This is a genomic window from Bradyrhizobium sp. USDA 3315, from assembly GCF_054056795.1.
The window spans coordinates 5,119,572-5,142,838 of the sequence record NZ_JBSRYP010000001.1 but is presented as its reverse complement, the minus strand read 5'-3'; the positions used below and the strand labels follow the sequence as shown (position 1 = coordinate 5,142,838).

The window sequence follows — 23,267 nt, the reverse complement described above, 5'->3', positions numbered from 1 at the left end:
GCGCTGCGACGACAAGCACCCAGATCACGGCAGCCGTTACCATCTGGATTCGCCGCCGCTGCAGCACGACGGCGCCGCGTTGCGGCGTCTGGCCGGTTGCCGCCGCAAGGCGGTCGAAGAATGGAACCATCACCGAGGCCTGCCGTGCGCGATACGGCGGCAACAACCACCACACCAGGATCGGCAGCGGCAGGATCGCGAGTATCCAGGGCCATGCGAACTCAAACATGGTGCCCCCTGATCCAGCGCCGCACCAGATCCTGCAGCGATCGGAGCTCGCCGGCATCCGCCGTCGTTCGCCCGTAAGGTGCGGTTGCGACCAGCCGGCCCGCGCCTTGCGAGAATTCATCGCCGCCATAGCTGCGATCGAGGAACGCGAGCCAGCGCGCGCCGGCAAGGGGCGCGATGGTTTCGCGCGGAAAGGCGTCGAGCGCCGTGCGCCGTACCAGCAGAGCAAGGCTCGCGGCCATTCCCTTCTGTACCGCGCTGGGCATTTGCACCAACCGGTCGAGCTCCGCGAGCGCTGCACGACGATAGCGGTTGGCACGGAGATGCCGCAGCACGCGCCACGCCGCGACCAAGATGCCGGCAGCAAGCAACACGATCACGATCCGCGACGCCCAGGTCGCGGGAAGCAGGCTCACCGGTTGAGGCAGCGGAATATCGATCAGGCCCGCCACTGGATCCGCGATGATTGGTCGGGTTTCAGCCAAGGGCCGCCTCCGCCTTGCCATGACCACCACCGCGTCGGTGCCGAGCCGACAGCCCACCCAGCAGACGCCGGAGTTGCGGCGCGGTTTCCTCTGCTGTGCTCAGCGGCAGCACCGGCACGCCGAGCTCGCGCGTCCACGCGAAGACGCCTTGCAGCCGCTCCTGAGATGCCTGCGCGATACTCCGGCGGACGCTGTCGCGGCCGACTACGAGCTGAATCTGCAGCTCGCCATCGGTGACGGTCATCCGGCTCGAGGCCGGCAAATCGCTCTGCAGGGGATCGTGGACCAGCACGGCGACCACGTTATTGTGCCGGTTCATCACCCCGATCATCCGGCGCGTCGCGTCATCGGCGCCGTCGAAGTCACTGATGATGATCACGGTAGCGTCATGCGTCGCGCGCCGCACGGCGCGTTCGAGCGCCTGGTTGAGCTTCTCCGGCGCCGTGACGATGCCTCGGCCGACGCCGAGCGTCTGGTTTTGTGCGACGATGCTGGACAATATCTGCAGCACCGTCGCGCGACTGCGCCGCGCCGCCAGCTCGACGACATCGCCGTCATTGAACACGATCGCGCCGATCCGGTCGCCGACGCCGAGCACACGCCAGGCGCCGATCGCGGCGGCCTCCGCGGCGGTCACCGACTTCATGGCGCGCCGGCTGCCGAAGAACATCGACAACCGCTGATCGACCACCAGCAGGGCCTGGCGGTCGCGCTCCTCATTGAAGACCCGCACATGCGGCTTCTGCAACCGCGCGGTCACCTTCCAGTCGATCTCCCTGACGTCGTCGCCGGGGCGATAGTCCCTGATCTCCTCGAAGTTCAGCCCGCGTCCGCGCATGCGCGAGGCAAACCGGCCCGACAACAGGCTGTGCACCGGCTGACGCGGCAGAAATGAAACCTTGCGGCCGCGATATTCAAGCGCGATCAGATCGTCGAGACCGACATAGACACCGGGCATTTTGGCTGATGTCTCCGTCATCACGGCCCTCACGCTGCAGCGACAAGTTCGATGATCTTGTCGATCACCTGATCAGGGCTAATGCCCTGCGATGCCGCCTCGTAGCTCAGGATCAGCCGATGCCGCAGACAGTCGTGGATGACGGCGCGGATGTGGTCGGGCGTGACGAAGTCCTGCCCGTCGAGCCATGCGCGCGCCCGCGCGCAGCGGTCGATGGCAAGGCTGCCGCGCGGGCTGGCGCCGATCTGGATCCATTTGCTCAGGGGTTCGCCGTAGCGGCCGGGAAACCGCGTCGCATAGATCAGGTCGACGATATATTTCTGTGCGAGGTCGGAGACGAAGATGCCGTCGATCTCGCCGCGCGCGTCGAGGATGGCCTGCTGCGGCACCGGCGGCGGCTCGATGGCGCCGGCTTCCGGTCTCTGCGCATTCTCGGCGCGATTGAGCTTGATGATCTCGCCTTCCGTCGCCTCGTCGGGATAGGTGATCACGACATGCATCAGGAAGCGGTCGAGCTGCGCCTCGGGAAGCGGATAGGTGCCTTCCTGCTCGATCGGATTCTCGGTGGCGAGCACCATGAACAGGTCAGGCATCTTGTAGGTCTTGCCGGCAACGGTGACCTGACGTTCCTCCATCGCTTCCAGCAGCGCCGACTGCACCTTGGCCGGCGCGCGGTTGATTTCGTCCGCGAGCACGAGGTTGGCGAAGATCGGCCCCTTCTGGAACTGGAACTGGCCGCCCTTCTCGGTCTGCAGGTAGATCTCCGCGCCGGTCACGTCCGACGGCAGCAGGTCCGGCGTGAACTGCACGCGCGACAGGTCCGCGGCGAGATTCTTCGCCAGCGTCTTCACCGCGCGTGTCTTGGCTAGTCCCGGCAGGCTTTCGATCAGAAGGTTGCCGTTGGCCAGCAACCCGATCACCATGCTCTCGACCAGATGGTCCTGCCCGAGCACCGATTTGCCGATGCGCGCCTTGAGATCGAGCACAGCATCGCGAGCCGACGAAACTGCACTGATCTCGTTCATCGGCGAAGCCCGCAATGTAATGGTGCCTGGATCGGCCATGGGTCCCCGCTTGTCGGTACGGGAGGCGTCATTGCTTTGCTGACGCCTACCCGTCTTGTCATACAGATCGCATGAACCACGAACCAGCGCCGCTTACTTGCCGGAACCTTTGGCCGCGTTGGCCTTGATCTTCGCTTCGACATCACGCGCGATCTGGTCGATCGAGAAGCTCGCCTGCTCCTGGCTCGGCGGATACTCGATGAACGTTTGCAGGAAGACCGCGGCATGGGTCGTCAACTGGAACGCGATGAAGTCGTTTCGAACCAGCCAGTCGAAGTACTGGTCGGAGACGATATCGGCTCGCTCGAACGGATCCATGCGCAGATGATACAGCTTGGGCACCCGCAGCGCGACGAAAGGCTCTTGCCAGACGGCAAAGCCGCCCCGGTGCTTCATTTCGACAAAGACCGCCTTCCAGTCGCCGAGGCGATAAGCGACAAGCACGCCGTCGTCGTTGAAGTAAGCAAACTCGTTCCGCGCACTCTTCGGCTGTTGTCCCGTGAGAAAAGGCAGCTGGTTATAGCCGTCGAGATGGACCTTGAAGGTCTTGCCACCGATCGAGGCGCCCTTGAGCAGCCGGTCCTTGATGTCAGTGTCGCCGACGGCGGCCAACAATGTCGGAAACCAGTCGAGCCCCGAGAACATCTCGGTCGAGACTTCGCCCGGCTTGATGCGGCCGGGCCAGCGAATCACCGCCGGCACGCGAAACGCGCCTTCGAAGTTCGAATCCTTTTCGTTGCGGAACGGCGACGTTGCCGCATCCGGCCACGTGAAGCGGTTCGGCCCGTTGTCGGTCGTATAAATGACGATGGTATTGTCGGCGATACCGAGGTCATCCACCGCCTTGAGGATTTTTCCGACGTCGCCGTCATGCTCGATCATGCCATCGGCATAGTTGTTGCCAGGCATTCCGCTTTGGCCGACCATCGATGGCCGCACATGCGTGAACAGGTGCATGCGCGTGAAATTCATCCAGCAGAAGAATGGCCGGTTCGCCTTCGTCTGGCGCTGGATGAAATCGACGCAGGCGTCGGATGTCTCGTCGTCGATCGTCTCCATCCGCTTCTTGGTCAACGGACCGGTATCTTCGATTTTGCCGTCGGCGCTGCACTTCAACACGCCGCGCGGGTGCTGGGTAAACAGCGGATCGTTCTTCGGGAACGTCGGCATCTCAGGCTCTTCCTCGGCGTTGAGGTGATAGAGATTGCCGAAGAATTCGTCGAAGCCGTGCTTGGTCGGCAGATATTCATCCCGGTCGCCGAGATGGTTCTTGCCGAACTGGCCGGTGGCGTAGCCGAGTGGCTTCAGTGCTTGCGCAATGGTCACGTCGCGATCCTGCAAGCCGACTGTCGCGCCGGGAACGCCGACCTTGGAAAGGCCGGTTCGCTTGCAACTTTGCCCGGTGATGAAGGTCGAGCGTCCCGCCGTGCAGCTGTTCTCGGCGTAATAGTCGGTGAACATCATGCCTTCCTTGGCGATGCGATCGATGTTCGGCGTCTTGTAGCCGACCACGCCGAACGAATAGCAGCTCAGATTGGTCTGGCCGATGTCGTCGCCGAAGATCACGAGGATGTTCGGCTTCCGGTCGGACGATGTCGCAGCCGGGCTTGCCGCAGGCGCCGCCTTCTGCGCCTGCGCCAGGGCTTCCGACGTCAACGCCGCCGCAGCGACGATCGACGTGGTTCCGAGCAGCACATTCCTGCGGTTGATCACCTGCTCCGTTTCGACGGTCTTGTCGTTGTCGCTACTCATTCAACACTCCCTCTACTTTTCAGACGGCGTTTGCGGTGGTTGAGAAGGGACGGGCGACCGCACCACGCAGCGAAAGCCGAGGTGACTGGTTGACGTATCGATCGGCTCGGCTTGCCGAGCCGCGGGGCGATAGCGGCGGCAGTAATTCGGCGCGCAGAGATGCGAGCCGCCCTTGAGGACCTTGCGCGGGATCTTGATGGCGGGCTGGGCGGGATCGTAGCTCGCCTCCTCGCGGCCGCCGCGCGGATTCTGCGGGATGCAGCAGAGCTTCGCGGCGTCGGCCTCATGACGGGCGGACCACCAGTCGGCGGTCCACTCCCAGACATTGCCGATCATGTCGTGGACGCCGTAGCCATTGGGCGGAAATGCGGTCACCGGCGAGGTCCGGTCGAAGCCGTCCTCGCAGAGGTTCTGAATCGGGAAATTGCCCTGCCATGTGTTGGCCATGTGCTTGCCGCCGGGCGTCAAGGCGTTGCCCCAGGCGAACTCCTCGGCCTCGAGCCCGCCGCGCGCCGCGAACTCCCACTCCGCTTCGGTCGGAAGTTCCTTGCCGGCCCATTTGGCGTAGGCGAGCGCATCCGCATAGGCGACGTGGACCACCGGATGGCTGCCGAGCACGTTGATGTTGCTGCGCGGGCCGTAGGGGCGGCGCCAGTTCGCGCCCTTCATCAAGGTCCACCATTGGCTCCAGTCGCGCAGGGTGGTGACGCGGCGCGGCGGCTGAAACACCAGCGAGCCGGCGTAGAGCATATGCGGCAGCGCCCCCGGATATTGCGCAGGATCGGGCGGTCGCTCGGCGACCGTGATGTGCCCGGTCTCCCGCACGAATTCGCGGAATTGAGCGTTGGTCACCGGCGTGCGGTCGATCCAGAAGCCATCGACCGACGCCCGATGCGCCGGCGCCTCCTCGGGATAGTGATGGTCGGAGCCCATGCGGAACGTGCCGCCGGGAATCCAGACCATGTCGTCGGTCTGGACGCGGTCGTCACGCTCTCGCTCAGCGGAGGCGATCTCTACCCGGGACATGGCGATGCACCTCTTTGGGCATTACCGCGAGCAGTAGTCCCAGAAGCCCTGCGTCTTGGACGGATCGGTGTAGTACCAGCACATGCCCGGCGCCGGCGGCGCACCCGCCCATGTCGCCGCAGCCGCAGCTCCGACGAAGCCAATCGCCGCGCCGGCCGCCACTGCTCCCCCAATCGGCCAGCCATACCAGCCGGGTCGCGCCCACAGGCCAGGCCGCGGTCCGGGAATCGGGCGCGGCAGCGGGCGCACCGATCGTGTGCGTGCTCCGTGCCAGCCGGGTCGTATGCCGGGCCTCAGCGCCGCACGGCTGCGATATGCGACCGCGCCGCCACGCGGACCGACCGCGACGCCGCCGTGGCGCACGACAGCGCGCACGTCGATCACGTCACCTGTTTGCACGGCTCGGGCCTGCGATGCGAGAGAAACGGTTGAGCCAAGATTGAGTGCGGACGCCGATCTCGTTGATATGCCCAGCCCGCCAAATCCGATCGTCGCCACACCGAAAAACATGCCAAAGACCGTTGCCTTATGTCCTCGAAGGTCACCCACTGTCTTCGATTGCATCGTTACGCCCTTCCATTTCTCAACGTCATTCAGCGAGTTGGTGCACACGTCGGTATTGCTTCCTTCTCGCGCATCGCTCCTGGGCCGTCCTCCTCGCCGGTGAACTCAAGAGGCCCACAGCTCTAGTCTCGCGGAATGGTCTACCGAGCGCATTGATGCGCGCAAGCTTGGTTCGGAAATCAAGGGATAGACCAACTCGCCTTGCATGTGATGCGCTGTTTGCTCTACCGTTCGTCTCCGACACTCGAGACCTAACGGAAGGTGAGTAGAGTAATCTATTGTCGCAGCGCCTGGTCCACGAAAAGAAGACATATTCAGTTCGATCAGTCTCGTGAGCCAGCCCAACGTTCGGGACCCAGGTACGCGACTTTCGAGACCTTGGAGATAATTTGTTCGGCGGTCGCGCCGTTCCCGATCGCCAGTTTGACTTGACCCACAAGGCCGTCATTGGCGCGAACGTTGTGCTTGTGACGGCCAAATCAGACAGGGCAGCAAGAGACCGAGACAGAACCACAGCACGCGTTTTCTTGCCATTTTTCACCTGCCGCCCGGATCCATCTGTTCTCTCTATGACGCGCCAACCCGACGCGGATCACAAACACGCTGTTCACAGCGTCGAAAGTTAGCGGCGACGTGACAAGACGTCCGTCGGTATCGGCCGAGCGGGCGCCGTCCCTGCCTTATGTCACGCGCCGCTAACCTCACCGGCCAGCCACGGCCTCAACTTGCGATGGTAGCCATGCCTAAGGGAGGGAGGGTGCCCCAGGGCACGTCGAGGGTGTGCATTGTTCGTGCCAGCGAATACTCGACAATTAGCATCACTTTGTGCTCGCTTTGTCCGCATTCCGACATTTTCAGGTCTCGATCGTTGCACTCTGGCTTATCCGGTGATTTCGACACGCGTGGTGTAGGATCACCGACCAAACTGACGGCGGAGACGGCACTTCAAATCTCCCGAAAGAATGCAGACAGCGACGTCGGGCGCCGGATGCTACGGATCCTGAATAGCTGATCGCCCACAACTGTTTCCCAAAACTCGCGCCGGTGGAATCGGTCACGTTGAAGCCAACTTGGCGCGGGCTCACCGCACCCCGCCGGAACCGGCCGTCTCTCGAAACGACCGCGTGTCAAGCGGTGACCCTTGCAGCAAGTGCCGTTCAAGACCGTGTGCTGCTAGAGCCCGACGCTCCAGCCGCCCACTGCGACAGCAACTGGCGATGTATCCGCGATCTCCTTCTAGACCACGAGAGCTTCGCTGAAGCAAAGCCAAATACCCCACCGGCGCCACCCGGCTCAATAATCGGACGGTCTGTCCTGGAGAAATCGCTTGAACCTCACGCTGCGTCAGGGCGTAAGCTTGAAGTTGTCATCGGGCTCTAGGGACGTGAGGCGTCGAGCCAGATGTTGCACAAGGCAAATGACAGAGCTGGTGTCATCGAACGGCCGATTCCGACGAGGGCGGCGCTTGTTCTCGACCGATGAATCGCGCTAGTTTTGCAGTGATGCGGAGGCCGAAGCTCAAGGATGGCGTACAGCCGCACGTTGACAACATGAAAAGGACGCACGCGGACGGTCTCACCATATCGCGACCACGCCGTCTGGTTTAAGCGATCTCCAGCGCCAGGCCCCATATTCCATCGACTTCCATCGACACTCATCATGAGCGCATCAACTCCCAATGGCCAGACACGCGCGGCACAATATCTGCATCTGCGCATGTCATCTGAAAGTCAAATCTACTCGACTGAAAACCAGCGGACCGCAATTGTCGAATATGCGGTGCAGCACGGCTACCCAGTGGTCGCATCCTACATCGATGCCGGAAAGAGCGGTCTCTCGCTGAAAGGCAGACTCGCTGAAAGGCAGAGACGCGCAGAAACAGTTACTCAGCGATGCGCAGGCCACGCCGCGCGTTTTCGATGTCATCCTGGTTCTTGACGTCAGCCGCTGGGCCGATTCCAAAACCCCGACAAGGCGGGTCACTACGAGTTTCCATGCCGACAGGCTGGCGTGCTGCGTCGTGTACTGCTGCGAACCGCTCGGGGACGATGTTGCTCCCCTTATAGCCATCGTCAAGCACCTGAAGCGGATTATGGCGAGCGAGTACAGTCGCGAGCGCTCCGCAAAACACTGTCGCAAGCGCATCGACAGCCAGCGCTACTCGGCTTCCACCAAGGCCGCGGTCTCCTCTATGGTTTCAGGCGGCTGCTTGTGGACGCTAGTACCTCTGCACAGTGATTATGACTCTTTGGCAGTAGCTGGCCAGGCACGGCCCATTTTGGCGCGTGCCTTGTCTGTCGTGAACATCCATTTGATGCGTGGGCGGGCGGCATTTCGCTTGCGTTCCCAGGCGGCGATTTCGCGGCGCAATCGCTTGGGGTCGTCGATCCTGCGATCGAGGCGCAGAATCTTCTCGACTCGGACGAGGATACGCCCGGCGCCTATTATTTCGCAACGCGATTTGGTTCGTTCAGCCGGGCGAAGGCTTTGGCTAGGCTGCCGCTCGAGACGCATTCGCAAATCATTCTGGCTGCCTGCCAGCGCAAACGTGAAGGTCGAGCAATCGGGCGCCAGCGCCGTCATCCCGGCCAGCGCCCCCAAACTTGGCTACCACACGGATGATCTTATTCTGGGCTCAAGCGCCTCATGGAACGCGAGGGCGCCATTTCCGCGCGCCCGATAAACGAGGATCCCGAATTGCCTTGCTCGACGACTATAGCTCACCATTTTGGAAAGCTTTCTAAGGCTTATCGGCTGCTCGGCCTCGTCCGCCTGGAGGGGACGCCTGCGCCGTTTGGCCCACCTGTCAAAAATCGAAGAGCGTTTGGATAGCGGTGGGCACCTACATGGGCGAAACACGAGAAACCAAGGGAAGCAGCGCCGCCGGCACTTTGTCGAGCCGGAAAGTTTGGGCGACCGAACGGCGGTTGATCAGCCAGCCCACGAAAAACGGACTTCGCGCTCCTAGGTGGATTTGCGCCGCTCGCGCTCGGCCGTGTTTGCAGCTCTGAGCTGATCTCCAATGTACTCTGAGAGATCGCCGGTCTCAGCCTGCAAGTCGGCTTCCGAAATACCCTGCTCTTTGGCGGCCTGTACAAGGCGCTGCGTGAGTTCAGCCACATCCTGCGACGCGCCGAGAGTTCGATACTGCTCGACGGCGTGAACGCTATTCTCGATCCAGAAATCGATAAATTCGCGGGCTTTGCTCACCGTACTTCCTTACGCCAAATTAGTGGCCAGCGTTAACGCCAGTAAGGGAACGGAGCAAGGCCGTCTTAGCAGTGTCGGCGTATACTAAGGTTTGCCGAAGGCTAGATTTAGTGACAGACGAACTGCGGATGGCCGACGATTGAACGCGATCAACAAACAAAAGAATTGCCCCAATTGCGATAGGGCAAAGTCCGAATAGAACGATTCCTGCGCTGAAATAAGCTCGCTCATAGCAACCTTTCGCTTCGCACAATCACCACTTCTAGTAGATTTAGCTCATTTCGCAACCACACCCTCACTTTTCCGCTTAGTCGCCCAGCTCATCGAGTAGCGCTAGAAACGCGCCCAGGCGGGTGTATGATGCAAGCTTGGAGACCTGCCCTCAATGCTGGCTGGCACTACCGCGCCTAAAGTCGAAAATGGGCCGGTACCATGTACTGACCCACGTCCTTTGATTCCCTTCCGGCGATTGGCCATCAGCGCAGCGCGCGGTTTGTTGAACTGGACCGTTCGCGAACTTGCGGAGAGGTCTGGCGTGCACAGAAACACCGCGAAAGGAGTTGAGACCGACGCGACCGCGCCGGGTCATTCGATAGCCGCCATCCGCGCCGCCCTTGAATCCGCTGGCGTCACCTTCCTGACTGACGGCCAATCCATCGACGATGGTCCTGGTGTGAGGCTTACCCGCAAGTAGAGTCGCGCGGACGGACGACTCGCAGAGCTCTGAGCGCCGCCCCATATTTGTTCTCGGGACGCTCTCCTAGGACGCAAAATACCGGATCCCATTTCACGGTTTGCGTTCACTTGCCAAGAGCTTTCTCGTCAGCAGCTTTTGCTCGCGCGCCAGAAACTGCATTCGGGAAAAGATCATCGCATCGCCATGGATTTGTCGGAGGCATACGGGCATGCGGCATCGCAATTGCGGAACCTCACTGCCAGATTCGCTCCGAGCGATCTTCCCGATGTCGATCGGGAATGGCGCAGGATCGACCTGTAGTACAACGCTCTTCACGCGCCGCTCACTGAATCGACAATCTTCCGGAGAGAGCGACGTGCAAATTAGGCACTGCCGACCGATGCGCGCGAGCAATGGCTGACGAGCTAGATAAACTTGACATTCGTATTCAGTCCGACATGGCTAAGGCCATAGACAGGCGGCTGGTTGAGATCGGATTGGATGCGAAAGAAAAATGAGGCGCGACCGTAAAGACATGCTCAACGAATTGAAGAGGAAACGCGGCCGCGATCTCACTGCCGAAGAGTTTGAAGGGGTCGCGAACCTCTCGCTTGCCGAGGAGTTCGGCAACGTCAAGCTGGCCAACAGCGTTCGCGATCGGTTCAAGGTATTTGACGATGCGTGTCGAAGGGCTCGACGGACGGCAGCTGAGCGGTGCGGAGGGCTGAAGGCGAACCAGTGACCGATATCCACGAAGAACGCGTATTCTGGAATGATACCTTTTACGCCGAGATATTTGATTTCCGCGGCCAGGTTCATTTTGTCCGCTTTGATGGCTGCACCTTCGTGAAATGCACCATCGTGCTCGATAGCAGCGCCGAACAACTCGCCTTCACCGGATGCACCCTCAAGGACTGCAACATCGATCATATCGATACAAACGAGGCTCCCGGAGTGGTTGTCCGTGGCAACTTTTTCGATCGCCCCATTGCGGAGCGTAAGGCTGATTTCGAACGACGCCTGACTGAATCTCTGAATCGACGCCTAAAGTCCTAAACGCCGAACACGTAGCCATGGAACTAGACGCCACCAACCACATGCGGGGCGGTCTCCGCGCCGGCTCCATCCATTACCAACACGACTCGATTACCATTGTCATAGTGCGGATCGCCTTGACAAATGCTGAGGTCAGAGCAACTTAGTCGCCCGCGACCCTAGACCTCGCGCGGCACGGCCAACCCCTAACTTATTGGGGAGTACCGGAATCGTACGGATGGCGAAGGCGTGCCCCCTCCTCCATACTTTGTCCAAGTCAGGATTTTGCACACCCTCCTGGGGCTAGAGCCAGCGCCGTCCGCATGAATTTCAAGCGGACGGCGCTGTGCTGTGGATCGACGGTGGCGCGTGCGATTAACTGCGTGCGTCTCTCTATGGCCGCCGATCTGGTACGATCAGCGGCTATTTTTAGGCTTCGTGGGTCGGTCATGCTGCTCACTGGGCGCAGGGGCAAGCGAGCCATCCGCTTGGACGATCATCTTGCGCGAGAGAGGCGCGCCAAACGGCGGAATAGCTGATCGTTGGACCTGCGGCGGACATGTGCGAGCAAACGCGGCGATTAGGCGCTGGCGGTGGCGAACCCTCTCCACGGTCGCCTCGACCACCTTCTCTTGGGCTCGCAGCGCGGCGCGGTATGCGCGTTTGCGCTGGCGGTTCCATTCTTGCACGTCTGTCGTAAGCCAAGCTGCCTCACCGGTTGAAGTGCTCGCGCAGGGAAAGTTGGGCTGTTCTGCCCAACGGACGATCGTTGCAGGTGTAATCTTGAAGTGCGCGGCCAATTGAACCGCTGTCATGTAAATCCCGGTCAGGTCGATCGAAGGCGGTCCAACGTCCGGGGTGATGTTGTCAGTGCCACCTGTCATCGCTCGCAGCCCCCTGACCAAGTATTCAACGAACAAAGCGCGATTGTCGAGCTTGCACTTCGCCGGCTTCCGACCTCATAAGCGATGCTCCTCATGCGCCGCGTCGCAAATGATCTTGATCAACCTAAAGAGTGTAAGCGGATGTTTGCGTACAAGCTCTGTGCTCGTCTTCGCGAACTCGTCAGGGCCTCCTCGCTGGCGGATGATTTCCCGAAGTTCGGCCAGCTTCTCGGGGTCGGCAGAGCGAATGGCTGCCTTGAAAGCCGGTATGAATTTAAGCCTGTCCATTGCAGCACATTCCTTATGAAGAGATCTTCTGTTTTGGAGGCGGCCTTGGAGGCGGCCTAGTCGCCATAAGCTCCGCAATCGCGGCAAGTACGACGCTCGTTTCGGCCCTCCCTTCAGACCACTCCTTGAGCGACGCTATCGCGTTCTCCAAAGACTTCACGGGTCATGGAACGATCTCCACAGCGCACCACTGTTGCGGAAAGCCGTGCGGCATGCGGCTACGAGAAAAGACGCACGGGCGTCTGGACGCACCACCCGCGCGGAGTTTTGCTACGCCAAGCTTGGCCTGTCTGGGTTGCGTGAAGATAAACAGCCAAGCTGACAAGCCTCTCAGCAACTCGCATGCCAGAGGGGCATTATGCAGAAGTAGAGACAAACAGCGCGGTATCGACAGAGCACAGTGAGGCCGACACGACGGAAAAGCGTGCGGGCGGCTGCTGATGACCGCCCGCACGCCGTCGCACCTCAAACGGGCGTGGCGCGCACGAGGGTCAATCAATGAGCGACCAAGCCATAGACTGCTCAGCAACGCTCGTGCCAGACGACTGGAGGGTAGGCGGCGCAATCCCGGTGCACTTCCCGCGCGACTTTCAGACATGCATGTCGTCAACCCGACGCGGTTGAAGGAGATCAGACATGTGGCTAATGACCCCGAGAGCGCGCGGGGATTGGATGATTGCCGTCGTGTATCGCGATCAGTTCGCCGGGCTCCAAGCCGAGCTTCTGCAACTGCTCTTTTTGAAGCGGACAGTTTAGCGTTCCGGCCCTTGCGCCGCAGTCGGCTATGGTCATCCTCACCGCTTCCGCCGGGTCAGCCACGGCAACCGCGCATACTACGTGCCTCAATTCCTCGTCGTTGTCGTCTTCCTTGAAGACAGCAGCTGTCACCAACCAACCATCCATTTTCCTGCGCTCCGGGATGCATCGCCTTGAGCCACCGACCTGACTGTCGGTGCTCGATGATCCAGCAATTTCGGAGCCAGCTGACACCTATGCCGCCAACCGATCGCAGCCTTCCTCGCCCCAAGTAAACATGGCGGTGTTCGTCACTACGCCTCGGTTGATGCGCTGTACTCAGCTGCATCAGCGGCGGCGAGAGCCAAGCTGCGAGACAAACGCAAGTGCCTGATCCGCGGTCACTTGAAAATGAACGCCAACGACGCTCGCGATGACGATGGTGATTTCGTCATCGACTTACTCAACGCAAACCGCCGCAGACTCGTCAATCTCAATCTCTGCAATCCGGCCCAGGAAATCGTCCTGTTCATTAGACATCGCAGCACTCCTCCACGTAGCCAAGGCGACAATGTGTCGGATATCTTGGTTCAAGAAGAGCTGGGGCAACAACACGTCCAACTGTGCGTTTCGTCCAAAGCCAGTTCATATCCGAAAGCCGCCGGCTTCAGTTCGCTCCCTGACACGAATATACTTTTGTAATCTCTCTTAGATTGCAATCGGCTTTCGAAATTTCGATCTGGAGAGAAGAAGTGCTAGACGCACAAGCTACCTTGCTTCGTAGAATTTATCCAATCCGCAGCGCGTCCAGCTTCATGGGCACTTCGGCAGCGCTAAGAGATTGTCATTGTAGAAGCCGTCTGCGTGAGTCCTAACGTACTTTCCGTTCGGACCGTGAACGACTCCAACGTCTGCACTTGCCGCCGACAAGCGTGAAAATGTATTCATGCCGATGACGAACTTGCGCTCTTCGTCCGAGAGATTAGGGGGGTCGGCTTCCAGCAATTTTCCAGCGGTGGGGACATCACGTCGTGTATCGGAGCACACTCCGCCGCCGCGTCCTGCGTGCCGTCTACGGGTCTGACAGGCTTGATGATGGTGGTGCCGAGTTCCTCCGTCGAGCAGCCCGCGAGCGCGGTCTTGTCGACGGGAGCGTCCGCCCACTCGGTCGCGGTCGTAGCGCTCCTCTAACAAGTCGGCTGTGAACAAGCCTGTAAGCGATTGAGCGGGAGTCTGTTTTTGGGATTTGACGTCGTTTGAGATTGCAGGGATTTGAGGCTTGGGCGCCGCAAACCTTGCAATTTCGTTTTGTGGATTCCTCTCCGTTGTGAACCGTGCTTCTGTGGCGCATCGGAGGGACGATGCGACCGAAGAAGCACAAGACGACGGGATCGAACGATCTGTTCCGGGCACGGCTGGACCAGATCATCAACATGAAGCACGAGCTGGTTCTGCTTGCCGGCAAGATCGACCGGGAATGGATCGACGCCGAGATCGCCCCGCTCTACAGCGAGAACGGCAGGCCGGGGATCGAGACCCGCTTCATGATCGGGCTGTTGTTGCTCAAGCACATTTACGGACTGTCCGATGAGGGGGTGTGCGAGCGCTGGGTGCACGATCCGTACTTCCAGTTCTTCACCGGCTAAGAGTTTTTCCAGCACGTTTTCCCGCACGAGCGTTCGGACCTGAGCCATTGGCGCAAGCGGCTCGGCGACAAGCTGGAGCGGTTGTTGGCCGAGAGTCTTCGGGTGGCGCACGAGGCCGGTGCGTTACGCAGCCAGGACCTCAAGCGGGTCACGGTCGACACCACAGTGCAACCGAAGGCGATCAGCTTCCCGACCGACGCTAAACTGCTGCATGCCGCGATCCGGGGGCTGAACCGCTTGGCGAGGAAGCACGGCGTCAGGCTGCGGCAATCCTGTTCTCGCGTGGCCAAAGCCGCGGCGATGATGGCGGGCCGTTACGCTCATGCCAAACAGTTCAACCGGCACCAGCGACAGCTGCGCATCCTGCGCAGCCGGCTGGGCCGGATCATCCGCGACATCCGCCGCAAGATCGAGGGCCAGCCGGCACTGGAGGAGGCGTTCGCCCTCCCGCTTGGCCGGGCCACGCAGATCCGCTCGCAGCAGCAGCGCCAGCGCGGCTGGAAGCTGTATTCCTTCTATGCCCCGGAGGTGGAGTGCATCGGCAAGGGCAAAGCGGCCGCGCCTTACGAGTTCGGGGTGAAGGCCTCCATCGTCACCAACAATCGCCGCGCTCCCGGCGGCCTGTTCGTGCTGCACGCCAAGTCATTGCCCGACAATCCGTACGACGGTCACACCTTGCGGGACGTTATTGACCGCGCCGAGACACTCACCGGCTGCACGATCGAGCGGGCTTATGTCGACAAGGGCTACCGCGGCCACGACGCGCAAAATCCCCGCCGCGTCTTCATCTCCGGCCAGAAGCGCGGCATCTTCGGCGCCATCAAGCGCGAGCTGCGCCGCCGCTCCGCCATCGAACCTATCATCGGACATCTCAAAGCCGAAGGACACCTCGGCCGGTGCTACCTCAAAGGACGCGCCGGCGATGCCGCCAACGTCGTCCTCTCAGCCGTCGGCCGCAACTTCCGTCGCATCCTCGCCTGGTTCAGAGAACTTTTGCGCCTGTTGTTGGTCTCGCTCTGGCGCACGCTCAACTGTCCAGCTCAGCTTAATTCGGCTTCTTAACGGTCGACTAACAAGGTATCGGCGGCTCGAATGTCCAACGGTCCGACATTTCTTATCCGGACGTGTAGGCACAATGCGTTTTGCCATTTAACTGTTCCGCAAACCGCCGGCCATGCCCTAATGAGCGGTCTCAGCACGGGTTACACACTGGGGCCAGAGTAAGTAGTCGCCTGATCCTAGACCTCGCGTCGGATGCCCCCGGTCATTCGGAGTACCAGAGTCTTACGGACGGCAAAGACGTGAACCGTGGACGAGCGCCTGTTTGATTGCGTGCCATCGACTGGAAGTCTGCGATATCCTTGGCCAATGGCAGCTTGGCCATGGTGAGTTGGTATTTGATTGACTGAACCTACTTCTAGTTAATCTCGGCGTTGAGCAAGTCGCCAACAATACGCTGCAGTCCGAGCTGGCCTTTGCAACGCGCTCAGCGAGCGGGCCTGATTTAGGATAGCAATCAATCCTGGTAGGTGCCTCCGATGTGGTTTTTCGTAATACTATCCGCGCAAGGTATCGTTAGGTGCTTTCGGATGGTTGACAAGGCCAGTTAGGAGCCAGCCTGTCAGGTAAACGCCCAGCTCAACTTGGAGCTAAAGCGACCCGACGCTCCGTATTCCGATTTGGGTGATTGGATAGCCCCATTTCGTCATCCAGGTGCAGCTTTCCACCAACGGACAATCCAGGAGTTCTCGATGATCAAGAAAATAGCCGTTGCAGTAACTGCGGTTGTTTTAACAGCGTCACCGCTTGCCTACGCCGCGGAAACATCTTCCACTGTTGGAGCCACGCATCCTAGCGCGGCCGACCTGAACGCCTTGACGGACACGCGTGTGGCAATAATCAAGTCCACCTTGCAGCTATCACCCGACCAGGAAAAGTACTGGCCAGCCGTGGAGGATGCCATACGGGCCAGGGCGAAAAACCAGCAAGCTCGGTGGGAACGGGTGGCGTCACTGCGCGACAGCAGCTCGCTGGACACACTTCACGAGCCCAATCCGATTCAGCTGATGCGACATCGCGCCGACTCACTGAGTCAACGTGCTGCGGACCTCAAGAAGGTCGCCGATGCTTGGGAGCCACTCTTTAAGACGTTAAGCCAGGAGCAGAAGAAAAGGCTGGCTTTTGTGATAGTCGTCGCCGCACGCGGAATAAGAGATACGATTGAACGTCGTATCGATTCTGAAGAAGACGACGAGTGAGGTCAAGAAGAAGACTCGGTAACGTAGTGCTCGCCGTCGCTCGTCATGACCCGATTCAGGCGCGTGACGGGAGGGATATCCTCCCGAAGCGGCTCGCCGCAGTGCACGACGCCAGCTGTCAGCGGAGAAACTCGCAGTGAGCGGCTTGTTCGGGGTTTTGGAATCGACTCCATCTGCTGACATCGAGAACTGACATCGAGAACACTGAGCAGCTGCTTGAGAGCGTCTCGACTTAGGTCGCTTTTCCCGGGCGAACCTCCGATCCGCGAACTTCGGTCCGGGCTTCGTGACGTCCTCTTCATCCCCCATCTTCCTGACACGGAAGAGCGCTTCGAATATGTATGTCTGATCGCGCCCGCGACCTTGACGATCTCGAGAAACTCCCGTTCGTAGTCTGGATCGCCAAACGTCAGATCGGCCGATGAATGTGGTGGCGTAGACGCGCAGCGAGCACCGCCCCCTGGATCGTATCCGTCAACGCGGCCTCGATCCGACGGGCTGGTCCCTATCGTCGCTCGGCGATCTGTCCGAGGGGGTCAGCACTGCATATCCCCTGCAACCGATTCCGAGCATATCTCCTGAAAGCCGCCCGGCTTGTTGCTTCGCGACGATTGTACGGGACACTCGGCATGAAGGTCGGCTGACTTTCGGACGGCCGACAGTTTCGACCGGTGAGGTGTCGTCCTCGGCGGAAGGCTGCGGCCGGCCGCCTAGTACCAAAGCAGGATTCCCTGCCAGGCTTCCTCTGCCGATTCTGTAAACCAAAAGAGAGCCCGGTCCTCCGGATCAATGACGCCCTCGTCCAAGAGAAAGTCCTGTAGCGACCCGGAAAAGCCACAAGCGCTCGAGCGCGCATCAGGAAATGCAGCTTGCGCATCGCAAAAATGCTGGAACCTGAAGCAAAGCTCGGGGGTCACGTCGGGCAGTCGGATACAGCTCTTTCGGAAGAGAGATATTCAGTGCGATCGACTCGGCCCCAACATCGTGCGCGCCCTTATTAGCAGCTTCCATAATTCCGGGACCCCGCCGGTCATGATCATGCTGCGGCCACCGCTGGTCCTTTCGCTTGCCCAGCCGACGATTTGGCCGAACCTGCGTGCCATCTCGTAGTATTTGCCCTTCTCAGCGACGCCGATCGTATGGGGCGACCTGTCGCTCCTGAAGCAAGGCTCAGTCTCGAGGAAATCGAGTTGAAGATGGATGCCACGGGTCACCCCGCTTGGCAGGAACCGGGCGTCCTGATCGGCCTCCTGATAGCTCGGCGACTGCAGTATCCTGCGCATGGCCTGCGTTGCGCCAAGGTCATCCTCGGCAGTCTTGGAGGGCCGCTCCGAGTGCTTCAACTCTGTCAACACGATCGGCGGGTCTCGGGATTCGACTGGTGCGAGGAAGCCGAGAGCCAACCTCAGTCATGCGTCTCTTCACCACGCCATCTCGTGCGGAGATCGCTCCAATCTGCCCGATGCGGAGGGAGTGAGCATCGTGCCACTCTTCAGGACCTCGCGAACTTCGTCGTCTTCCAGCCGGTCCATCAACCAACGGCATTCGTTGGACTTCGCGCAGGTGACGCCTGCGGCGCCTTTCGAATACGGGTCTGCTTCTTCGACAGGAGGTAATTTTGCTCGGTCAGCCATGGCAACACCCGTCAGATCAGAGCCTACCGGCCAACATCCGCGATCGTTCGCACAGGAGCATTGAGCAAGGTCAATTCGCATTCAACAAACGATCGAAACATGTCCGAGGAACGCCTTCTGCCGCCTTGCCTGAGACAGCTCCACACCACCAATGACGACGCTCCGGGTGGCACCACGAGGGACAATTCGGTACATTGACGAGCGTGCTTGAGCTGGCTCAAGCTGTTTCCGTCATATTGGTCGTCTAATCTGGAACTTATTGGCGGGGTTCGAGGCCATTCCTGAACCTTTCTTCGGAGCGCGACATGCAGCTGACGACGACCGCAGGTGAACAACCGCACACCGACGATCTGGAACTGCTCGACCGTTACTGGCGCGCCGCCAACTATCTCTCGATCGGGCAGATCTACTTGCTCGACAATCCGCTGCTCACGGAGCCCCTCAAGCCGCACCATATCAAGCCGCGGTTGCTCGGCCACTGGGGCACCACGCCGGGTCTCAACTTCATCTATGCCCATCTCAACCGCGTGATCCGCGCCTCCGATCTCAACATCATCTATGTCTGCGGCCCCGGCCATGGCGGCCCCGGCATGGTCGCCAACACCTATCTCGAAGGCACCTACACGGAGATCTACCCCGAGGTGACGCGCAACGTGGATGGCCTGCGAAAACTGTTCCGCCAGTTCTCCTTCCCCGGCGGCATTCCGAGCCATGCGGCGCCGGAAACGCCCGGCTCCATCCACGAAGGCGGCGAGCTCGGCTATGCGCTGGTGCACGCCTATGGCGCCGCCCTCGACAACCCCGACCTGATCGTGGCGTGCGTGGTCGGCGACGGTGAAGCGGAGACGGGTCCGCTTGCGGCGTCATGGCATTCAAACAAGTTCCTCAATCCGGTGCACGACGGCGCGGTGCTGCCAATCCTGCACCTCAACGGCTACAAGATCGCCAATCCCACTGTGCTCGGCCGAATGAGTGACGAGGAAGTCCGCAGTCTCTTCATCGGCTACGGTTACGAGCCGTTGTTTGCCGAAGGCAGCGAGCCAAGTGCAATGCATCGGCTGATGGCAGATGCGATCGACCGCGCCCTCGCCGTCATCCGCTCGATCCAGCACGCCGCCCGCGAAGGTACCACGAGCTTCCAGCGGCCAAAATGGCCGATGATCGTGCTGCGAAGCCCGAAGGGCTGGACCGGACCGAAAGAGGTCGACGGACTGAAGGTCGAAGGATTTTGGCGCGCGCATCAGGTCCCGATCGCCAATGCGCGCGGCAATCCTGAACACCTGAAGCTGCTCGAACACTGGATGAGGAGCTACGAGCCCGAAAAACTTTTCGATTCGAATGGGCGGCTCGTACCCGAATTGCAGAGTCTGGCGCCCGCCGGCGACCGCCGGATGGGAGCCAACCCGCATGCCAATGGCGGCCTCTTGAAGCGCGAGCTGAAGCTACCGGATTTCCGCGCGCATGCGGTCGAGGTCGCCGGTCCCGGCACGGTTGTCGCCGAAGCCACGCGCGAACTCGGCAAGTTCTTGCGCGAGGCAGTGAAACTGAGTGCTGACGCGCGCAATTTCCGCATCATGGGTCCGGACGAAACCGCATCCAACCGGCTCGACCCAGTATTCGAGGCCACCGACCGGGTCTGGATGGAAGGCATCGAGCCCTACGACGTCCATCTCGCCAATGACGGCCGCGTGATGGAGGTCCTGAGCGAGCATCTCTGCCAGGGGTGGCTCGAGGGCTATCTGCTCACCGGCCGCCACGGCTTCTTCTCCTGCTATGAAGCCTTTATCCACATCGTGGATTCGATGTTCAACCAGCACGCCAAATGGCTGAAGGTCTCGCGCGCGCTGCCTTGGCGGCGGCCGATCGCGTCGCTGAATTATCTCCTCACCTCGCATGTCTGGCGTCAGGATCACAACGGATTCAGCCACCAGGATCCCGGCTTTGTCGATCTCGTCACCAACAAGAAGGCCGATATCGTCCGCATCTACTTCCCGCCTGACGCCAACACCCTGCTCTGGGTCGCCGATCATTGCCTACGCACCTATGACCGCATCAACGTGATCGTCGCCGGCAAGCAGCCGGCACCACAATGGCTGTCGATGCGCGACGCGATCACCCATTGCGAAGCCGGTATCGGCATCTGGAATTGGGCCGGCACCGAGACGTCCAACACCGAGCCCGACGTGGTGATGGGCTGCGCCGGCGACGTCCCCACGCTGGAGACGCTCGCCGCCGTTGATCTGCTGCGCAAGGCGATGCCGGACCTGAAAATCCGCGTCGTCAATGTGGTCGATCTGATGACGCTGCAGCCGAAGGAGCAGCATCCGCACGGCCTGTCCGACCGGGATTTCGACAGCCTGTTCACCCGGGACAAGCCGGTGATCTTTGCCTATCACGGCTATCCCTATCTGATCCACCGCCTGACCTACAACCGCGCCAATCACGCCGGCATGCACGTGCGCGGCTTCGCCGAAGAAGGCACCACGACGACACCATTCGACATGGTGGTGCTGAACCAGCTCGACCGCTTCCATCTCGCCATCGAGGTGATCGAGCGGCTGCCGGGGCTCGGCATCGCCGCGGCCCACGTCAAGCAGCAATTCCGCGACAGGCTCATCGATCACTCGCGCTACGTGCGCGAGCACGGCGAAGACATGCCGGAGATTCGCGACTGGGGTTGGCCCAGCAGCGCAGCAGCTGGCACCACCCTGCGTAGCCCAGGGGACTGAAGCGCTGCATCGGCAGTGCGTACGAAAGAGATCGTCAATGTCCGCCAATATCCTGGTGCTCAACGCCGGCTCTTCCAGCGTCAAGTTCGGCTGTTCGATATCGCACCGACCGAGCCGGAACTCAGGTGCAAGGGCCAGTTCGACGAGCAGGAGGCAGCGCCGCGCATCGCGGTGGCCGATGCGTCGGGCAAGCCTCTCTTCGAGAAACGGCGCCGCGGCGTCGAAGCTGATAGCAACGGCCTCTTTGCTGATATCTTTGCCTGGATCGAAGATTATCTGGGGGCCGACCGGCTCGCCGCTGTCGGCCATCGTATCGTCCATGGCGGGACCGAATTCTCAGGTCCCGTCGTGCTCGACGAACGGACCATCGCGGCGCTGGACGCATTGACGCCGCTGGCGCCGCTGCATCAGCCGCGCTGTCTCGCACCAGTCCGGGCGGTAAGGTCGCTGCAGCGCGGGCTGACGCAAATCGCCTGCTTCGATACCGCCTTTCATCATGGCCTGACGCCGCCAGCGAGCCGTTTTGCCATTCCCCGGCGTTTTGAAGAGCGCGGCATCCGCCGCTACGGGTTTCATGGGCTCTCTTTTGAGTATGTCGCAGACCGCCTTGCCGCGCTCGCTCCGACGCAGACGCGCACGGTGATCGCGCATCTCGGCAACGGGGCAAGTCTCTGCGCCCTGCATAACGGCAAGAGCGTCGACACCACCATGGGACTGACACCGCTCGACGGCCTCGTGATGGGGACGCGCTGTGGAACGATCGACCCGGGTGTACTGCTCTATCTGTTGCAGCGAGAGAGGATGTCGGTGGATGAGTTGCAGCATTTGTTGTATGAAGCCTCAGGCCTGCTCGGTGTCTCAATGGTGTCGGCCGACATGCGCGCTTTGCTGGCGAGCCGCGAGCCTGCTGCGCGCGAAGCCGTTGAGCTGTTCGTTTTCCGTGCCGCCACTGATGTCGCCATGATGGCGAGCACGCTCGGCGGCCTCGACGGTCTGGTGTTCACCGGCGGCATCGGCGAGCACGCCGCCGAGATCAGGCAGCACATCTGCGATCGCCTCGCCTGGCTCGGCGTCCATCTCGATGCAGCAGCAAATGCAAAGGGAGAACAGCGCGTCGCAGCTGAAGGCAGCCCGGTGGATGTGCTTGTCATTCCGACCAGCGAGGAAGTCAGCATTGCGCGGCACTGCCGCAGTTTACTCACTGCAAGCCGCTAGCAACACGCTTCAACTTAGGGATTTTCCCAATAGCCAGAGCGATCCGAAACTCACGACAAGCTGTGTTTAGTCCGGCCTCGCAACCTAGATCACGAGCGCGCGTGCAAACGCACCGAACGCATGATTGAACGCGGCCGCCGCCTCGGACGGTGCGAGCGGGCCAACCGCTTCGGTTTTGTCAAAGAGCCTTGCAACCTTTACCTGGCCATTCTGGTCGACGATCTTCGCGGACAAGGAGATCGTCGCGCGTGGCTGTGCTCAAAGCACAATTTCGAAGTGACGCAGGTAATCAGAAGGCGCGATGCACCCTCTACACCGCTGTCGGCGCACAGCAGCGCATGTGCGATGTCCTAACTCTCGAAGCTCTGTAGCAGCCGCTGCCTGCACCAGCGCCGGAAGGCTATCACCCCACTGTGCGCCCGCGACTCCCTGAGGTTCCTCATCCGGCGTGAACAGAAAGCGCCGGGTCTGCAGTCGGGTAATTGCCGTCGGCTCGGCAATGACCAGCGACGCAGGCAGAGCCGCATGCGTTTGCGACACGAAGCTGTCCACCGCCTGAAGGTCGTACACCACTTTGCGCGGCGCGGGGCTCCGCCCCCTGTCATACGCTCCAGGGGCGCGCGGTTGCCGCCGCTGCGCATCTTTGGCCCACACAAATCACCAACGAAGGCGAAGTGGACGGAAAGCCGGCTACGCCAACGATCCCTGGCTCGAGCGGTCCGGCTGGGGCGCGCGTTTCTTCGTCGCGCGGCGACTCCGCGGAAATATCCGTGAAGCAAGTATGCCAACGGGGCGCAAGCGAGCCAGCTCTTGCCGACGCCGCCACCTCTGGTCCTCGTCAGCTTCTCGAAAGCTAATCCTGCTACCAAAAAAACGGGAG

Annotated in this window: 18 protein-coding genes and 4 pseudogenes; 8 read left to right on the top strand and 14 right to left on the bottom strand. The window is 60.9% G+C overall.

Annotated elements, in window-relative coordinates:
• Window positions 1-221: 221 nt before the first annotated feature.
• From ACVIYL_RS23820 to ACVIYL_RS23795, 6 genes are all read right to left on the bottom strand, one after another.
• Window positions 222-713, bottom strand: coding sequence for a DUF4381 domain-containing protein (locus tag ACVIYL_RS23820; protein WP_456779991.1), 492 nt, complete (start codon window positions 711-713; stop codon window positions 222-224).
• The gene (locus ACVIYL_RS23815) at window positions 706-1,692 is read right to left on the bottom strand and encodes a DUF58 domain-containing protein (RefSeq protein WP_456779990.1); all 987 of its coding nucleotides are present in this window, start codon (window positions 1,690-1,692) and stop codon (window positions 706-708) included. Before ACVIYL_RS23815 ends, ACVIYL_RS23820 begins: the two co-directional genes overlap by 8 nt.
• Before the next feature lie 8 nt (window positions 1,693-1,700).
• Complete coding sequence (locus tag ACVIYL_RS23810; RefSeq protein WP_456779989.1) at window positions 1,701-2,696, bottom strand: AAA family ATPase; 996 nt, start codon at window positions 2,694-2,696, stop codon at window positions 1,701-1,703.
• A 132-nt stretch (window positions 2,697-2,828) separates the two neighbouring features.
• Entirely contained in the window at window positions 2,829-4,487 is a 1,659-nt protein-coding gene (locus ACVIYL_RS23805; RefSeq protein ID WP_456779988.1) for an arylsulfatase, read from the bottom strand.
• A gap of 12 nt (window positions 4,488-4,499) precedes the next feature.
• Window positions 4,500-5,513 (bottom strand): formylglycine-generating enzyme family protein, encoded by a 1,014-nt coding sequence (locus ACVIYL_RS23800; protein WP_456779987.1) that lies wholly within the window; start codon window positions 5,511-5,513, stop codon window positions 4,500-4,502.
• Between the two features lie 21 nt (window positions 5,514-5,534).
• Entirely contained in the window at window positions 5,535-5,912 is a 378-nt protein-coding gene (locus tag ACVIYL_RS23795) for a hypothetical protein (RefSeq protein WP_456779986.1), read from the bottom strand.
• Between the two features lie 1,824 nt (window positions 5,913-7,736).
• Between ACVIYL_RS23795 and ACVIYL_RS23790 the strand changes: the two genes are divergently transcribed.
• Entirely contained in the window at window positions 7,737-8,015 is a 279-nt protein-coding gene (locus tag ACVIYL_RS23790) for a recombinase family protein (RefSeq protein ID WP_456779985.1), read from the top strand.
• A gap of 300 nt (window positions 8,016-8,315) precedes the next feature.
• Here the strand turns inward: ACVIYL_RS23790 and ACVIYL_RS23785 are convergent.
• Both ACVIYL_RS23785 and ACVIYL_RS23780 read right to left on the bottom strand, forming a co-directional pair.
• Window positions 8,316-8,477, bottom strand: a pseudogene (locus tag ACVIYL_RS23785) (IS630 family transposase); the annotation flags it as partial.
• 564 nt (window positions 8,478-9,041) lie between these two features.
• Window positions 9,042-9,287 carry a hypothetical protein gene (locus ACVIYL_RS23780; protein WP_456779984.1) on the bottom strand — a complete coding sequence of 82 codons (246 nt, stop codon included), beginning with the start codon at window positions 9,285-9,287 and terminating at the stop codon, window positions 9,042-9,044.
• A gap of 1,190 nt (window positions 9,288-10,477) precedes the next feature.
• Between ACVIYL_RS23780 and ACVIYL_RS23775 the strand changes: the two genes are divergently transcribed.
• Entirely contained in the window at window positions 10,478-10,705 is a 228-nt protein-coding gene (locus ACVIYL_RS23775; RefSeq protein WP_456779983.1) for a hypothetical protein, read from the top strand.
• On the top strand, window positions 10,702-11,019 hold the full coding sequence (locus ACVIYL_RS23770; RefSeq protein ID WP_456779982.1) for a hypothetical protein: 318 nt from the start codon (window positions 10,702-10,704) through the stop codon (window positions 11,017-11,019). Before ACVIYL_RS23775 ends, ACVIYL_RS23770 begins: the two co-directional genes overlap by 4 nt.
• Window positions 11,020-11,957: 938 nt before the next feature.
• Here ACVIYL_RS23770 and ACVIYL_RS23765 read toward each other — a convergent pair.
• Window positions 11,958-12,170, bottom strand: a complete 213-nt coding sequence (locus ACVIYL_RS23765; RefSeq protein ID WP_456779981.1) for a hypothetical protein — start codon at window positions 12,168-12,170, stop codon at window positions 11,958-11,960.
• Window positions 12,171-13,316: 1,146 nt separating this feature from the next.
• Here ACVIYL_RS23765 and ACVIYL_RS23760 point away from each other — a divergent pair.
• Complete coding sequence (locus tag ACVIYL_RS23760) at window positions 13,317-13,607, top strand: hypothetical protein (RefSeq protein WP_456779980.1); 291 nt, start codon at window positions 13,317-13,319, stop codon at window positions 13,605-13,607.
• Window positions 13,608-13,718: 111 nt separating this feature from the next.
• Here the strand turns inward: ACVIYL_RS23760 and ACVIYL_RS23755 are convergent, their stop codons facing one another.
• Window positions 13,719-13,853: a DUF3892 domain-containing protein gene (locus tag ACVIYL_RS23755; RefSeq protein ID WP_456781875.1), complete on the bottom strand. Its 135-nt coding sequence runs from the start codon at window positions 13,851-13,853 to the stop codon at window positions 13,719-13,721.
• A 413-nt stretch (window positions 13,854-14,266) separates the two neighbouring features.
• Between ACVIYL_RS23755 and ACVIYL_RS23750 the strand changes: the two are divergent.
• Window positions 14,267-15,613, top strand: a pseudogene (locus ACVIYL_RS23750) (IS5 family transposase).
• Window positions 15,614-15,896: 283 nt separating this feature from the next.
• Here ACVIYL_RS23750 and ACVIYL_RS23745 read toward each other — a convergent pair.
• Window positions 15,897-16,010, bottom strand: a pseudogene (locus ACVIYL_RS23745) (IS21-like element helper ATPase IstB); the annotation flags it as partial.
• Between the two features lie 292 nt (window positions 16,011-16,302).
• Here ACVIYL_RS23745 and ACVIYL_RS23740 point away from each other — a divergent pair.
• Window positions 16,303-16,809 (top strand): Spy/CpxP family protein refolding chaperone, encoded by a 507-nt coding sequence (locus ACVIYL_RS23740; protein ID WP_456779979.1) that lies wholly within the window; start codon window positions 16,303-16,305, stop codon window positions 16,807-16,809.
• Window positions 16,810-17,765: 956 nt separating this feature from the next.
• Here ACVIYL_RS23740 and ACVIYL_RS23735 read toward each other — a convergent pair.
• On the bottom strand, window positions 17,766-18,164 hold the full coding sequence (locus ACVIYL_RS23735; protein ID WP_456779978.1) for a hypothetical protein: 399 nt from the start codon (window positions 18,162-18,164) through the stop codon (window positions 17,766-17,768).
• A 66-nt stretch (window positions 18,165-18,230) separates the two neighbouring features.
• The gene (locus ACVIYL_RS23730; protein ID WP_456779977.1) at window positions 18,231-18,443 is read right to left on the bottom strand and encodes a hypothetical protein; all 213 of its coding nucleotides are present in this window, start codon (window positions 18,441-18,443) and stop codon (window positions 18,231-18,233) included.
• Between the two features lie 305 nt (window positions 18,444-18,748).
• Here ACVIYL_RS23730 and ACVIYL_RS23725 point away from each other — a divergent pair, with 305 nt between their 5' ends.
• Both ACVIYL_RS23725 and ACVIYL_RS23720 read left to right on the top strand, forming a co-directional pair.
• Entirely contained in the window at window positions 18,749-21,172 is a 2,424-nt protein-coding gene (locus ACVIYL_RS23725) for a phosphoketolase family protein (RefSeq protein WP_456779976.1), read from the top strand.
• Window positions 21,173-21,209: 37 nt separating this feature from the next.
• Window positions 21,210-22,387, top strand: a pseudogene (locus ACVIYL_RS23720) (acetate/propionate family kinase).
• Between the two features lie 84 nt (window positions 22,388-22,471).
• Here the strand turns inward: ACVIYL_RS23720 and ACVIYL_RS23715 are convergent.
• On the bottom strand, window positions 22,472-22,621 hold the full coding sequence (locus ACVIYL_RS23715) for a hypothetical protein (RefSeq protein ID WP_456779975.1): 150 nt from the start codon (window positions 22,619-22,621) through the stop codon (window positions 22,472-22,474).
• Window positions 22,622-23,267 lie beyond the last annotated feature (646 nt).

Bases quoted from the DNA above. Each gene is read 5' to 3' on its own strand.
- ACVIYL_RS23815 (WP_456779990.1), bottom strand. From the start codon at position 1,692: ATGACGGAGACATCAGCCAAAATGCCCGGTGTCTATGTCGGTCTCGAC.
- ACVIYL_RS23810 (WP_456779989.1), bottom strand. From the start codon at position 2,696: ATGAACGAGATCAGTGCAGTTTCGTCGGCTCGCGATGCTGTGCTCGAT.
- ACVIYL_RS23805 (WP_456779988.1), bottom strand. From the start codon at position 4,487: ATGAGTAGCGACAACGACAAGACCGTCGAAACGGAGCAGGTGATCAAC.
- ACVIYL_RS23800 (WP_456779987.1), bottom strand. From the start codon at position 5,513: ATGTCCCGGGTAGAGATCGCCTCCGCTGAGCGAGAGCGTGACGACCGC.
- ACVIYL_RS23790 (WP_456779985.1), top strand. From the start codon at position 7,737: ATGAGCGCATCAACTCCCAATGGCCAGACACGCGCGGCACAATATCTG.
- ACVIYL_RS23775 (WP_456779983.1), top strand. From the start codon at position 10,478: ATGAGGCGCGACCGTAAAGACATGCTCAACGAATTGAAGAGGAAACGC.
- ACVIYL_RS23765 (WP_456779981.1), bottom strand. From the start codon at position 12,170: ATGGACAGGCTTAAATTCATACCGGCTTTCAAGGCAGCCATTCGCTCT.
- ACVIYL_RS23760 (WP_456779980.1), top strand. From the start codon at position 13,317: ATGAACGCCAACGACGCTCGCGATGACGATGGTGATTTCGTCATCGAC.
- ACVIYL_RS23755 (WP_456781875.1), bottom strand. From the start codon at position 13,853: ATGAATACATTTTCACGCTTGTCGGCGGCAAGTGCAGACGTTGGAGTC.
- ACVIYL_RS23740 (WP_456779979.1), top strand. From the start codon at position 16,303: ATGATCAAGAAAATAGCCGTTGCAGTAACTGCGGTTGTTTTAACAGCG.
- ACVIYL_RS23730 (WP_456779977.1), bottom strand. From the start codon at position 18,443: ATGGCTGACCGAGCAAAATTACCTCCTGTCGAAGAAGCAGACCCGTAT.
- ACVIYL_RS23725 (WP_456779976.1), top strand. From the start codon at position 18,749: ATGCAGCTGACGACGACCGCAGGTGAACAACCGCACACCGACGATCTG.